At 59.8% G+C, this 12,898-nt stretch carries 9 protein-coding genes and 1 pseudogene; 3 read left to right on the forward strand and 7 right to left on the reverse strand.

What is annotated here, in order from left to right; genetic code table 11:
* Positions 1 to 115: 115 nt before the first annotated feature.
* From rpoD to feaR, 4 genes and pseudogenes are all read right to left on the reverse strand, one after another.
* Positions 116 to 2,614, reverse strand: coding sequence for an RNA polymerase sigma factor RpoD (gene rpoD, locus AAV94_RS00075; protein ID WP_084824643.1), 2,499 nt, complete (start codon positions 2,612 to 2,614; stop codon positions 116 to 118).
* Between the two features lie 583 nt (positions 2,615 to 3,197).
* Positions 3,198 to 4,664 (reverse strand): catalase, encoded by a 1,467-nt coding sequence (locus AAV94_RS00080; protein WP_046740293.1) that lies wholly within the window; start codon positions 4,662 to 4,664, stop codon positions 3,198 to 3,200.
* Positions 4,665 to 4,897: 233 nt separating this feature from the next.
* Positions 4,898 to 4,993: pseudogene (locus AAV94_RS14770) on the reverse strand (S-formylglutathione hydrolase); the annotation flags it as partial.
* A gap of 105 nt (positions 4,994 to 5,098) precedes the next feature.
* Positions 5,099 to 6,019, reverse strand: a complete 921-nt coding sequence (gene feaR / locus AAV94_RS14300; RefSeq protein WP_052754835.1) for a transcriptional regulator FeaR — start codon at positions 6,017 to 6,019, stop codon at positions 5,099 to 5,101.
* 320 nt (positions 6,020 to 6,339) lie between these two features.
* Between feaR and AAV94_RS00090 the strand changes: the two genes are divergently transcribed.
* The 3 genes from AAV94_RS00090 to AAV94_RS00100 all read left to right on the forward strand — a co-directional run bounded on the left by AAV94_RS00090 (position 6,340) and on the right by AAV94_RS00100 (position 10,168).
* Positions 6,340 to 7,935: a GMC family oxidoreductase gene (locus tag AAV94_RS00090; protein ID WP_046740334.1), complete on the forward strand. Its 1,596-nt coding sequence runs from the start codon at positions 6,340 to 6,342 to the stop codon at positions 7,933 to 7,935.
* Positions 7,936 to 8,008: 73 nt separating this feature from the next.
* Entirely contained in the window at positions 8,009 to 9,499 is a 1,491-nt protein-coding gene (locus AAV94_RS00095; RefSeq protein ID WP_046740294.1) for an aldehyde dehydrogenase family protein, read from the forward strand.
* Between the two features lie 195 nt (positions 9,500 to 9,694).
* The gene (locus AAV94_RS00100; RefSeq protein WP_046740295.1) at positions 9,695 to 10,168 is read left to right on the forward strand and encodes a MarR family winged helix-turn-helix transcriptional regulator; all 474 of its coding nucleotides are present in this window, start codon (positions 9,695 to 9,697) and stop codon (positions 10,166 to 10,168) included.
* 168 nt (positions 10,169 to 10,336) lie between these two features.
* Here AAV94_RS00100 and AAV94_RS00105 read toward each other — a convergent pair whose 3' ends face one another.
* The 3 genes from AAV94_RS00105 to AAV94_RS00115 form a co-directional block, all read right to left on the reverse strand.
* Positions 10,337 to 10,900, reverse strand: a complete 564-nt coding sequence (locus AAV94_RS00105) for a nuclear transport factor 2 family protein (protein ID WP_046740296.1) — start codon at positions 10,898 to 10,900, stop codon at positions 10,337 to 10,339.
* A gap of 131 nt (positions 10,901 to 11,031) precedes the next feature.
* On the reverse strand, positions 11,032 to 12,315 hold the full coding sequence (locus AAV94_RS00110) for an amidase (RefSeq protein WP_046740297.1): 1,284 nt from the start codon (positions 12,313 to 12,315) through the stop codon (positions 11,032 to 11,034).
* 29 nt (positions 12,316 to 12,344) lie between these two features.
* Complete coding sequence (locus AAV94_RS00115; RefSeq protein ID WP_046740298.1) at positions 12,345 to 12,872, reverse strand: flavin reductase; 528 nt, start codon at positions 12,870 to 12,872, stop codon at positions 12,345 to 12,347.
* Between the last annotated feature and the right edge of the window lie 26 nt (positions 12,873 to 12,898).

Here is a 12,898-nt window from a genome sequence, read left to right on the forward strand (position 1 = left end):
GAACCTGTTGACGATCTTTTCATGCGTTGCGCCGGTATGGGCCGCGCGCAATGGCGCAAAGAAAAAGCCCGGGCGTGTGCCCGGGCCGTACCTGCGCGCAAGAGGGTGCAAAGGCCTACTGGTTGTCGAGGAAGCTGCGCAGCTTGTCCGAGCGGGACGGGTGCTTGAGCTTGCGTAGCGCCTTGGCCTCGATCTGGCGGATGCGCTCGCGGGTGACATCGAACTGCTTGCCGACTTCTTCCAGCGTATGGTCGGTGCTCATCTCGATGCCAAAGCGCATGCGCAGCACCTTGGCCTCGCGCGGGGTGAGCGAGTCGAGGATGTCCTTGACGACATCGCGCAGACCGGCCTGCATCGCCGCATCCATGGGCGCAGTGTTGCTGGTGTCCTCGATGAAGTCGCCCAGATGCGAATCGTCGTCGTCGCCGATCGGTGTTTCCATCGAAATCGGCTCCTTGGCGATCTTCATGATCTTGCGGATCTTGTCCTCTGGAATTTCCATCTTCTCGGCCAGCACGGAGGCATCGGGCTCGTAGCCAAATTCCTGCAGGTGCTGACGTGAGATGCGGTTCATTTTGTTGATCGTCTCGATCATGTGCACCGGAATGCGAATGGTGCGGGCCTGATCGGCGATCGAGCGCGTGATGGCCTGGCGGATCCACCATGTCGCATAGGTCGAGAACTTGAAGCCGCGACGGAACTCGAACTTGTCCACCGCCTTCATCAGCCCGATGTTGCCTTCCTGGATCAGGTCAAGAAACTGCAGGCCACGGTTGGTGTACTTCTTCGCAATCGAGATCACCAGGCGCAGGTTGGCCTCGGTCATTTCCCGCTTGGCGTCGCGCGAGGCGCGCTCGCCGGCGAGCATGCGCTTGTTGATGTTCTTGAGCTCATCGAGTGGCACGACGACCTGTTGCTGCAGGTCGATCAGGCCTTGCTGCAGCTCCTGCACCGCCGGAATGTTGCGGCCGAGCACATCGCTCCAGGGCTTGCCGGCGGCAGCCTCCTTCTCGACCCACTGGAGGTTGAGCAGGTTGGGCGGGAACTCCTCGATGAAGCGCTCCTGCGGCATGCCGCACTTGTCGACGACGATGGACTTGATCTTGCGCTCGGCATCGCGGATTTGCTGCACCTGCGCGCGCACCATGTCGCTCAGGGTGTCGATGGTCTTGGCGGTAAAGCGCATGGACATCAGCTCGCGCGTGAGCGTGGCCTGCTGCTCGTTGTACTGCTTGGAGCCCCAGCCGTACTTGTCGTAGGCCTTGTGCAGCCCCTCGAACAGCCCGCGCAGATGGTCAAAGTGCGCCAGCGCCTTGGTCTTGAGCTCTTCGAGGCGCTTGGTCATGGCCTTGGAGCCGCCCTTGCCGTCGTCGTCATCTTCCTCGTCGAACTCGTCGAAGTCCTCCTCGGCCACAAAGTCGTCGGCCTCGTCAGGATCGGTGAAGCCGTCCACCACGCTGGTGATGAGTACCTTGCCTTCGCGGATTTCCTCGCCCATGTTGAGTATGGCCGCAATGATGGCCGGCGAGGAGCTGATGGCTTCCATCATGTCCTGCATGCCGCCTTCGATGCGCTTGGCGATTTCGATCTCGCCTTCGCGGGTGAGCAGCTCCACCGTGCCCATTTCGCGCATGTACATGCGCACCGGGTCGGTGGTGCGGCCGAACTCGCTGTCCACGTTCGACAGGGCGGCCTCGGCTTCTTCCTCGGCCTCTTCCTCGGTAGTGGTGTTCTGCGCCGAGTTGGTCAGCAGCAGCGTCTCGGCATCCGGTGTCTGCTCATAGACGGCCACGCCCATGTCCGAGAGCAGGGCGACGACCACATCCAGGGTTTCCGCATCCACCAGCTTGTCGGGCAGGTGGTCATTGATCTCGGCATGCGTGAGGTAGCCGCGTGTGCGGCCCATTTTGATCAGCGTCTTGAGGCGCTCGCGACGTTCGCGGTCTTCCTCCTCAGAGATTTCTGCCTCGTCGAGGCCGAACTCCTTCATCAAGGCACGTTCCTTGGCCTTGCTGATCTTCATGCGCAGGGGCTTGACCTTCTCGGTGCTGGCTGCACTGCTGCTTTCGACCGGAACGTCCTCGATGATCTCCTCGGCCTCCAGATCGGTGTCAATGTCCAGATCGAGGTCATCGTCCTCGAAGCTGGCCTTGCTCTTGGCGCCCTTGGCGACGCTGGCCTTCTTGCGGCCTTTAGCAGCAGGGGCCGCGGCCTTGGCGGCAGTCTTGCTGGTGCGGCGGGGCTTGGCTGCAGGCTTGTCGGTTTCCGCGCTGGCCAGTGCCGGCTCGGAGGTGATGTCGGCGGGGGCGGATTTCTTCGCTGACTTTTTGGCAGCAGGTTTCTTGTCAGTGGTCACGGTTTTCTTCGATGCGGCAGAAGGTTGGGAACTTCTCTTTCCGGTGGATGGGGCGAGCGCATCAGCCGGCGCTGCACGTGTGGTGCGCGAAGTGCCAGCTGCCTTGCGGGTGGCGCGTTCTTTCGTCGTGGCGGGGCTGTCAGCGGTCACCATGGTCTTGGCTGTGGATGCTGCGGCCGCAGCAGACGGCTTGGCCGCTGCATCCGAGGAGGACTTTGCCGTCGCCTTGCGGGTGGCGGTTTTCTTGCTGGTAGCCATGTGCAACTCTCCAAGTGAATCTGACACCACAGAGTCTGTCCGCCTGCGCGAGACACTCCCATATGGGGGGCGGCTACGGGCAGACAAGGCTCATGAGGACAATAATCAAAACCCGTGCCATGCACTGGCGGGCAGGGATTGCCTGCAGCGCCACGGCATCACGGCGCCAGCGCCAGCTGCGCAAAAAAGCCGCAGGCCGGCATCGACGCCATCCATCGGGAAGAGCGCAGCAAGGGTGGGCGAACATTTGGAGTACAGTCCTTGCGAGTATGGAGGCGGTGCTGTCCTGGGCACGCTTGCCTCGTTCGGAGGTGCTGCTGTCGCGCTTGCGCTTTAGCTGCATATTATACCGCCAGCCCCTTTTTCAAGGTTTTGTCAAGACCATGCCCGTCCTGCCGAGAGGCAAGGGCGGTCCTGCAAGCCTGCGCCGCACGAAGAAAAGCCCGCATCAAGGGCGGGCTCGACATCCGTTGACGATCTCTCTGGTGCCTTGCATCACACCCCACGGGCAGGGCATCGCGCGGCGCGTGAAAAGAACGTGAGCGGGTCCTCAAAGGGCGCGCGGGCGCGCCGCTGCCAAGGATCAGCCCAGGCGCTTGAGCGCTTCGGCCACGCCAGCACCGTAGGCAGGATCGGCCTTGGTGCAGTTGGCGATGTGGCGCTGCCTAATGAAGTCCGGCACGCCGTTCATGGCACGGGCGGTGTTGTCGAACAACGCCTGTTGCTGTTCGGGCGTCATCAGGCGAAACAGGTCGCCCGGCTGTTGGTAGTAGTCCGCGTCGTCCTCGCGGAAGTTGAACCAGTCGGCCACATCCCCCTTGATCTTCAGCGGTGGCTCGCGAAACTGCGGCTGCTCCTGCCACTGGTGGAAGCTGTTGGGTTCGTAGTGCGGCAGGCTGCCATAGTTGCCATCCACGCGGCCGATGCCGTCGCGATGGTTGCTGTGCACCGGGCAGCGCGCGGCGTTGACGGGAATCTGCTGATAATTCGTACCCAGACGGTAGCGCTGTGCATCGGCGTAGTTGAACAGGCGCGCCTGCAGCATCTTGTCGGGCGAGACGCTGATGCCGGGCACCAGGTTGCTGGGGGCGAAGGCACTTTGTTCCACATCGGCAAAGAAGTTTTCCGGGTTGCGGTTGAGCTCGAACTCGCCGACTTCGATGAGCGGATAGTCTTTCTTCGGCCAGACCTTGGTCAGATCGAACGGGTGGTAAGGCACTTTCTCGGCCTCTTCCTCCGGCATGACCTGGATGTACATCGTCCATTTCGGGAACTCGCCGCGCTCAATGGCGTTATAGAGATCGCGCTGGTGGCTCTCCCTGTCCTTGCCGATCAGCGCCTCGGCTTCGGCGTCAGTCAGGTTCTTGATGCCCTGCTGGGTGCGGAAGTGGAACTTGACCCAGAAGCGCTCACCCTGTTCGTTCCAGAAGCTGTAGGTGTGGGAGCCAAAGCCATGCATGTGGCGGTAGCTGGCGGGAATGCCGCGATCGCTCATGACGATCGTGACCTGGTGCAGTGCTTCGGGCAGCAGCGTCCACCAGTCCCAGTTGTAGGTGGGCGAGCGCAGGTTGGTACGGGGGCAGCGCTTGACGGCCTTGTTCAGATCCGGGAACTTGCGTGGATCACGGATGAAGAACACGGGGGTGTTGTTGCCCACCATGTCCCAGTTGCCTTCTTCGGTATAGAACTTCAGCGCGAAGCCGCGGATGTCGCGTTCGGCATCGGCCGCGCCACGCTCGCCAGCGACGGTGGTGAAGCGGGCGAACATCTCCGTCTTCTTGCCAACTTCGCTGAAGATCTTGGCACGGGTGTAGCGTGTGATGTCGTGGGTGACCGTGAAGGTGCCAAAGGCACCCGAGCCCTTGGCATGCATGCGCCGCTCGGGAATCACTTCGCGTACGAAGTTGCCCAGCTTCTCATGCAGCCAGACATCCTGCGCCAGCAATGGGCCGCGTGGGCCTGCGGTGAGGCTGTTCTGGTTGTCCGGCACCGGCGCACCGAAGTCGGTGGTCAGGTAGGTGGGCTTGAGGTCTTTGGTCGGATCGCTCATCGTGGGGCTCCTGTGGGGTGGATCATGACGCACCATGCACTTGGCTGCGCGGCAGGGATCTGCCGGTAGCGGGCACAAGCGCATCGCGAGTGTTTATTGTTGACTATCAAAATACTTGAGTTAATTGATAATTGCTAATTCATCGATAGGATGCCGTTGTCGCCCCGACGAGGCCACCGCGCTGGAAAGGAAAACGGCCGCATCAAGCGGCCGAGTAGGGGAGCTGGACTGGCTCAGGCCCTGAGCGCCGCTGCGTGGTGCGCGAAATGGTCTTCCATGAAACTGGCGATGAAGTAATAGCTGTGGTCGTAGCCCGGCTGCATGCGCAGCATGGTGTTGTGCATGGCACGAACGGGCGTTCCGTTTGGAGCCTCGTGGCCAATGTCAAGGGTGTAGCGAGAAAATTGATTCCGTACGGGTTTGACAGATTATGCTCAAACGACGCGGTCGTCTTGCAAGCGAAACTGTCGGGGCGAGAGTTCATAACGGCGCTTGAAGGCTCGGCAGTACTGAGCCGAATCGAAGAAACCCCATTTGTGCGCGATGTCGGTGATGCTAAGACGGTTGGAGGAGCGATCGCGCAGGTCTTGTTCACTACGCGCCAGGCGCATGTTAGTGATGTAACGCGCAATGCCGTTTTCTTCTTTATCAAACAAGCGGTAGAGCTGGCGCAATGAGATGCCCAGGTAGTGTGCGACGTGGGTAGGGGAGAGGCCAGGTTCACTTAGGTTCTGCGCGATGAAGCGCTCCGCCAGCACTCGCTGACCATGTGGGGAACTGTCCAGCGATTGCTCGGCGCTTGCGTCACGCGCGCGGCGAAGCAGGGTGAGCATTGCGGTCTGGATTGCCTGGGAATCTGCGACTTGGGCGCTGCCGTAAGCGAGGGGCTGTGACTGCAACTGGTGCAGCATTTCCCGCAGCATGGGCGTGCACGGGCTGCGCAAGGAAAGCTTACCTGCGATAGTTGACTGACCTGTTTGAGACATGAGCGTGCGCGGCAGATGGACGGAAATTTGTTCGATGAAACCGTGAGGGCGCATTTGCAATTGAGCACAGCTATCGAGCAATGCCATGTCGCCAGGACGCAGCGCGAAATCCTGTTGGCCATTGAGCACCGACATGACACCGCGGCGCTGGAGGACGAGAAAGCAAAAGCGGTCATCCTGACGGCCTTCCCGCGTGCGCCATATGTTTGCCGCGTTTGTCCGAATGTTGGCTACCGTCAAGCCACTCCAGACTGCGGCATGGATGCTGCCGGCAAATGGCCGCTGATCGGCAGGTGGACTGATCCGAAAGCCACCGCAGATGCGTTGGACATCCACTTCCCATTGGTCAAGGCAGTGCGCATTACTCATGCTGGGCTCCAAAAGGAATCGAAGGCAGGAATCAGGTGCAGTCAAGTCAAGCTGCCGTGCACAACGTGTGCTGGTTGGTGCATGGGCGGCTCCAGATGGCGGATTGCTTGCATGTCAAGCAATTTCTGTTCCATTTCCTGTGAAAAGTCATGTAGTTGAGTCGCTTGGCACGCAGTGCATGAGATCTGGCACGTAGCGCCAATTTCCAGCGCATTGTTGGTGCTTCAATGCAGCCACAGACCTTTCTCAGATTGATTGGCGATGCGGACATGTCGCGAATCAAAATGGGTTTGCACCACACCTTCTATGAAAGCACCAACATGCAACAGGAATTTGATTACATCGTCGTGGGCGCTGGTTCGGCTGGCTGTGTGGTCGCCACACGGCTGATCGAGGCAAAAGCAGGTACGGTTTTGCTATTGGAGGCAGGCGGTGTCGACAAGAGCCTGTTTCACAAGATTCCGGCTACGGTGGTAAAGGTGTTCCAGCAGAAATCGTGGCCTTACATGACCGAGCCGCAGAGACACTGTGGAAATCGTTCCATGCTCATCGCCCAGGGAAAGGTGCTGGGCGGAGGCAGCTCCGTCAACGGGATGATTTACATCCGCGGCCAGCGTGACGATTACGAAGACTGGGTCAGAGATTGGGGCGCGGCGGGATGGGGCTATGAAGATGTACTGCCGTACTTCAAGAAGGCTGAGCGCAACGAAAGTTTGGGGCCGCAGTTTCATGGGCAGGCAGGTCCGTGGCCTATCAGTGAGAACCGTTTTCGCCATCCTTTGACGGAGGCGTTCATCCGCGCGGGGCAGGAAATGGGGCTGCCCTATGTCAACGATTTCAATGGAGCGAATCAGGAAGGGGTGGGTTTCTACCAGACCAATACACTGCGTGGCGAGCGCATGAGTACGGCTCGAGCCTATCTCCAAAGAGTTCGCACTGATCCGGCCCTGACGGTAGTTACCGACGCGCTTACGCATCGTGTCACGCTTGAGGACGGATGGGCCCGAGGCGTCGAGTTCTCCGTCAAGGGAGATGCTGTGCAGCGCATACGTGCACGCAAGGAAGTGATTGTCAGCGCCGGCACTTTCGGCACGGCAAAGATCTTGCAGCTCTCAGGCATAGGCCCTGGAGCGCATCTGCAGGACATCGGTCTGGAGACCAAGGTAGATCTGCCCGTGGGGCTCAATTTCCATGACCACTTGCACATGTCACTCAACGCGACCATCCATGCACCCATCAGTTTTTTTGGAGAAGACCGACCGCTGAGGGCGCTGAGACATATGCTGCAATGGCTTTGGTTCCGCACAGGAATGTTGACGAGCAACGTGCTCGAAGGCGGCGCGTTCATCGATTCGCAGGGCGTGGGGCGCCCCGACATTCAGTTCCATTTTCTGCCGCTGCTTGACAATTTTGACAACACGCCCGGAGAGAAACCGAAAGCCAGCGGGCATGGTTTGTCCGTGAAGGTTGGCCATCTACGTTCGAAATCTCGCGGGCAGGTCATGCTCAGAAGTGCTGATCCGTCGGAGCTGGTGAAAATTGACGCCAATTTTCTCTCTCACCCGGAGGATTTGGACAATCAAATCCGTGCGGTGCAAACAGGCTTGAAGATCTTGGCGCAACCTGCACTGCAAAACCTGATCACCAAGGTGACAGAGCCCGATGGTCTTGCCGCAGATGACCGCGTTGGTCTGGAGGCATTTGTGCGCAAGAACATCAAGACCACCTACCACCCAGGGGGCACGGCTTGTCTGGGGTCGGTCACCGACATGGATCTACGCGTCAAAGGCGTGCGAGGTTTGCGAGTCGTCGACATGTCTATCTGTCCTCAGGTGCCAAGTGGCAACACCAATGCCGTTGCGGTGATGATCGGTGAACGCGGTGCCGATTTCATCCTCGGGCGAAAAACCGCCTGATCAGCGCCATACCCATTTGTCCGGGCGCCTTGCAATGCGCCACCACGTCGCTCAAGCGAATTGAGGAAATCCCATGCCATGTATCCAGATCCTTCCAGAAGTGTTCTCGTTCCTAGAGCGTCAGCACGGTCAGTTCATTGATGGGCAGACGCGCGCGCCAGCCAGCGGCGCGGCCATGCTGAGTGTGACCAATCCCGCTACCGAATCGGTCATTGCGCAAGTAGCCGCTGCCAGCGAGGCAGAAGTGGATGCCGCCGTCGCTGCCGCTACTGCGGCATTTGAGGGAGTATGGGCGCAGACATCTCCCTATGAGCGCGGGCAGCTGTTGCTGCGTATGGCAGATGCGATGGAGGCCCACGGAGAAGAACTTGCGCAGATCGAATCACTTACGACAGGTAAGTCCATCCACCTTTCTCGCATGCTTGATGTTGGCCAAACGGCTGTGGCATTGCGCTACTACGCAGGTTGGGCGACCAAGATCAGTGGACAGACGCTTTCGCCTTCCTTTCCCTCATTGCGGGGCGAACGCTACAGTGCAATGACATTGCGAGAACCCGTTGGCGTCGTTGCAGGAATCATTCCCTGGAATTTTGGACCAATGATTGCTGCATGGAAGTTCGGTGCAGCACTGGCGTGCGGTTGCACCATGGTGCTCAAGCCCAGTGAATTTTCACCGTTGACGCTGTTGCGCATGGTTGAGCTTTTCACAGGCGCCGGCCTGCCAGACGGCGTTCTCAACATTGTCAATGGCGGGGGCGACTGTGGTCAGCAACTGATTCATCATCCGGATGTGGCAAAAGTTTCATTCACGGGTTCCGCAGGCACGGGCATCAAGGTGGGGCGGGCGGCCGTGGCAGCCCATCTGACGCGGTTTACGCTTGAGCTGGGGGGCAAGAACGCGGCCATCTTGCTCGCGGATGCGAACGTGGATGCCGCTGTAACCGGCTTGCTGCAGACCGGCTACGTGCACCAGGGGCAGGTGTGTGCAGCTCCCGAGCGATTGTTTGTGTCGCAGGAGCGGGTAGACGAGGTCTGCGAAAAAATGGCGCAAGCACTCAGGCACTTGAAAATTGGCTCGCCGCTTGACGAAGCGGTGCAGCAGGGTCCCATCAGCAACAAACCCCAGTATGAGAAGGTCCTGCAGTACTTCGAAACCGCTCACCGGCAAAGTCAGGTGCTGTGTGGAGCGCGTGCGGTGGACGGCACAGGCTACTTCGTGGAGCCTACGCTGATACGTGCAAGAACCCCACAGGACGTGTTGCTGTGCGAGGAGGTATTTGGCCCTGTGCTGACCGTGATGCCCTATGAGGACGAAGGGCAGATGCTGGAATGGGTCAACGACACGCCGTTTGGGTTGTCAGCTAGTTTGTGGACGAATGATCTCGCAAAGGCCATGCGCCTCATCCCGCAGGTTCAGGCGGGCACAGTATGGGTAAACATGCATACGTTTCTGGACTGTGCCGTTCCCTTTGGGGGGGTGAAGGCTTCAGGTGTGGGACGTGAGCTCGGCAGCGCCTTCATCGACGACTATACCGAATTGAAGTCTGTCATCATGGCCTACTAGGGACTCGCAACTCTGGTGCCTGCACGTGTGTGACGAGCCAGGTTTCGAGGCTTGGACCCACAGTCGGGAGACCGACTTTAAACAGGCTCTTCGACGTGAACGCCACGTCAGCGGCATCCCAGATGCTGTCCAATATGAGTTGGATAGAATCGATAGGCTTTACTGCATTGGCCTTTACGGGCGATTTCCGCCGATATGACGATTCACAAGAGAGTAAGCCGATACAACCCGGCCAGCGAGGATTTCAGTAAGGAAGACTTTCCGTTCTACTGGATCGCGCGCTTGAACAATATCTATGTTCATCATATGGAAAAGGCCTTGCGCAAGGTTGGTGCTGATGTGCCCACCTGGCGCGTGCTGTTCATTTTGAAGCAGAACGGCACATGCAGCATGTCGGAGATCGCGTTGCACGCGGTGGTCAAGCTCTCGACCATCACTAAGATCGTCTATCGCATGAAGGCCGATGGGCTGGTGGAGACGAGGCCGTCTGCGGTGGATGGGCGTGTCACGGAGGTCTCCCTGACTGCACATGGGGAGGAGATGATTGTCGAGATGCAACGCGCTACCGAAAAGGTGTTTGCCCGGGGGTTCAGTGGCATGTCATCAGTGAAGATCGCCCGCCTTAACCATATGTTGGCGCAGATGTTCGAAAATCTGCGCGATGAGTAGCGAATGGCTCCTCCCCACCTTACCTCCAAGCGTTCAGCGCTCTGATGGCGTGTGGCCTGTCAGGGCGTGGTCGTAATCGGCGAGATGGGATACGCAAGTGAACAGTCTCGAGCAGGGTGTTGAGAAAAGGTGCGTTGCGCGCCTCGCCAAAGTGGGCGACCGCTGTGATCATGCCGTCATCAGCACCGATTTCTCAGGGATGCTGTGCGCCCAGCCGGGAGCCAGTGGCGCAATAAATACGTTTTCAGTCCGGGTGCGAGTAATCAGCCAGCGGTTGTCAATACGCTGGAACCGATTGTTGAGTCGGCTCGATCGCAGCAATGAAGATCCATCGCTGAATATCCAAGGCTGCATGTGCACCCACTGCCCCTCGGCATGGTCGCCATCGACGTGAATTTGCTCAGAGGTCAGGTAATGCACGTTGAAAACTAGTGGTAGATTGCGCTCGGTGCTCCAGAACTTTTCGAAGTGCGCACGGATAGCGGCCTTGCCGACGGCTTGGCCAAACTGGCCTTCGTAGTAGCTGCCGACGCCTTCCCAGACCGCGTCATCGGCATATAGCGCCATGATGCGATCGATGCGCTCGGCGTCATTTGCGACGGGTTCCGGGCATGGCGTGTCGCAGAGAAACATGTATCGGGCCTGGATTCGGCGGATCTCGGATTCCGCCTCAAGACGGTCAACGCGGGAGCGCAAGGCGTTGATTGTGATGCTCAGCTCCTCAGTACGCATGAATTAGGTTTCCTGTTTTGATGGTAAGTGGAATGGGAAGCCAAGTGATACTGCCGTGCAGGTACCGCGCGATATCTGCAAATCTGGTCCTCTGGCCGCGGCGATGTGCCGCAAATCCCAATGCGACGCGATTACCGCAGGCGTGGTAGCAGCCAAGCTGCAGCGGCTAGCGTGGCATGATCGGCGTGAGGGGCGCCTATGGCCTGCAGGCCTAGTGGCAGGCCGCGTGGGCCGCGCGCAAAAGGCAGGTGTATGCACGGCAAGCCCAGCAGTGTCCAGGGCCGACAGTAGAGTGGATCGCCTGTGCCTTCCTCGAACAGGGGCGCTTCGCCAGCGGCGCTGGGAGCCAGCAGTACATCCGCGTCCCTAAACAGATCGGCCAGTTGTCCGCGGGCTCGTGCGGCACGGTCTAACTGTGCGGCGTAATGGGCATGCGGCATCTCTAGGCCTCGCGCGATGACGCCGCGCAACGTGACGCCGAGCTGCTCTTCATGACGTAGCCGTTCGTCGCTGAGCGCCCGCGCTGTCTCGTAAGCCATGATGTCGATGTGTGCCTGCGCGAGGTCATCAAAACCGGCGGGCAGGTCGATGTCGGTGACCGTGGCGCCTGCGCGTTCAAGCATGCCGGGCACCATGGCTAAGAGTGCCTTGGTCTCGGCGGCAACACCGTCCCATTGCGCCGTGCGGCACAATCCCACGCGTGGTGCGTGGTCGATGGAAAGGTCCATCAGCTGCTGATTGCCACTGAGGCAGGCTGCCAGCAGTGCTACATCTTCGACCTCGCGCCCGATCGCACCGATGGTGTCGAGCGAATCGCTCAGGCCCTTAACGCCCGTACGGGCAATGGCGCCGAAGGAAGGCTTGTAGCCCACCACCCCACAGTAGGCGGCAGGACGGATGATGGAGGCGGCCGTTTGCGAGCCAAATGCCATCGGCACCATGCCCGCTGCCACAGCTGCGCAAGAGCCGCTGGAAGATCCACCCGGCGTATGCGCGTGATTGTGCGGGTTGCGCGTGGGTCCCGCCTGGAAGGTGGCAAATTCTGTTGTCACAGTCTTGCCTAACGCAATGGCACCGGCTTCGCGGCACAGCGCAACGGTGGCGGCATCGGCGCAGGGCTGATGGCCTGCATAGATGGGGGATCCATAAGCGGTAGGCATATCCCACGTGTCGAAGACATCTTTAATGCCCAAGGGCAAGCCATGAAGCATGCCCTGAACGGCTCCGGCGTCGAGTTGGCGTGCGCGATTGAGTGCCGTATCTTTGGCGACGTGGGTCCAGGCCTGAAGTTGTGGCTCTAGCTCGGCGATGCGTTCCAGACAGGCATACACCACATCGGTGGCGCGGAAATCGCGTTGTTGCAGGCCGCGCGCCAGCGCAGCGGCACCGAGTTCGTTCAGAGGTGGGTGGTTCATGATTGTGGTTCAGGTAGAGAGGGAGGGCGTCAGCGCTCGAGAACCGAGCGGTGGTCAATCTGGTGGTAGTTGCGGTTGAAGTAGGCCAGTGCTTCACCGTCCGGCTCGGCGCGAATGTCTAGTACGCGGCAAAAGCACACGTCATGCGTGCCGACGGTGTGCGTGTGCTCGATGGCACAGTCGAGGCTGACCAGCGCGTGACGCAGTACCGGGGCGCCGGAGACCAGGGTGTCCCACTCCGCCTGGGCGAAGCGCTCTTGCTGACTTAGCGCAGGATCGGAGAAGCATGCAGAGAAAGGCTGTTGTTGTGCATTGAGGACATTGACGCACAGCACACCATTACGGCGGAACATGGGGTTGGACCAGGCTGCGGTACGCATGCATACTAGGATGGTGGGGGGGGTATCGCAGACGCTGCAGACCGCAGAGGCGGTGAAGCCGGCGCGGCCAGCTTCACCGTCGGTGGTGATTAGTGTTACAGCGCCGGTTAGCAGCGCGAGCGCGCTGCGAAATTGTTGCTGGGAAACTCCTGTGTCGGAGACGGGGGCAGGGATCATGACAGGGCTCCTGTGGCGCGAGGGGA

Source organism: Lampropedia cohaerens, assembly GCF_001005215.1.
Lineage (GTDB): Bacteria > Pseudomonadota > Gammaproteobacteria > Burkholderiales > Burkholderiaceae_C > Lampropedia > Lampropedia cohaerens.

Bases quoted from the DNA above. Each gene is read 5' to 3' on its own strand.
- AAV94_RS00080 (WP_046740293.1), bottom strand. From the start codon at position 4,664: ATGAGCGATCCGACCAAAGACCTCAAGCCCACCTACCTGACCACCGAC.
- rpoD (WP_084824643.1), bottom strand. From the start codon at position 2,614: ATGGCTACCAGCAAGAAAACCGCCACCCGCAAGGCGACGGCAAAGTCC.
- AAV94_RS00110 (WP_046740297.1), bottom strand. From the start codon at position 12,315: ATGAACCACCCACCTCTGAACGAACTCGGTGCCGCTGCGCTGGCGCGC.
- AAV94_RS00090 (WP_046740334.1), top strand. From the start codon at position 6,340: ATGCAACAGGAATTTGATTACATCGTCGTGGGCGCTGGTTCGGCTGGC.
- AAV94_RS00100 (WP_046740295.1), top strand. From the start codon at position 9,695: ATGACGATTCACAAGAGAGTAAGCCGATACAACCCGGCCAGCGAGGAT.
- feaR (WP_052754835.1), bottom strand. From the start codon at position 6,019: ATGAGTAATGCGCACTGCCTTGACCAATGGGAAGTGGATGTCCAACGC.
- AAV94_RS00105 (WP_046740296.1), bottom strand. From the start codon at position 10,900: ATGCGTACTGAGGAGCTGAGCATCACAATCAACGCCTTGCGCTCCCGC.
- AAV94_RS00115 (WP_046740298.1), bottom strand. From the start codon at position 12,872: ATGATCCCTGCCCCCGTCTCCGACACAGGAGTTTCCCAGCAACAATTT.
- AAV94_RS00095 (WP_046740294.1), top strand. From the start codon at position 8,009: ATGCCATGTATCCAGATCCTTCCAGAAGTGTTCTCGTTCCTAGAGCGT.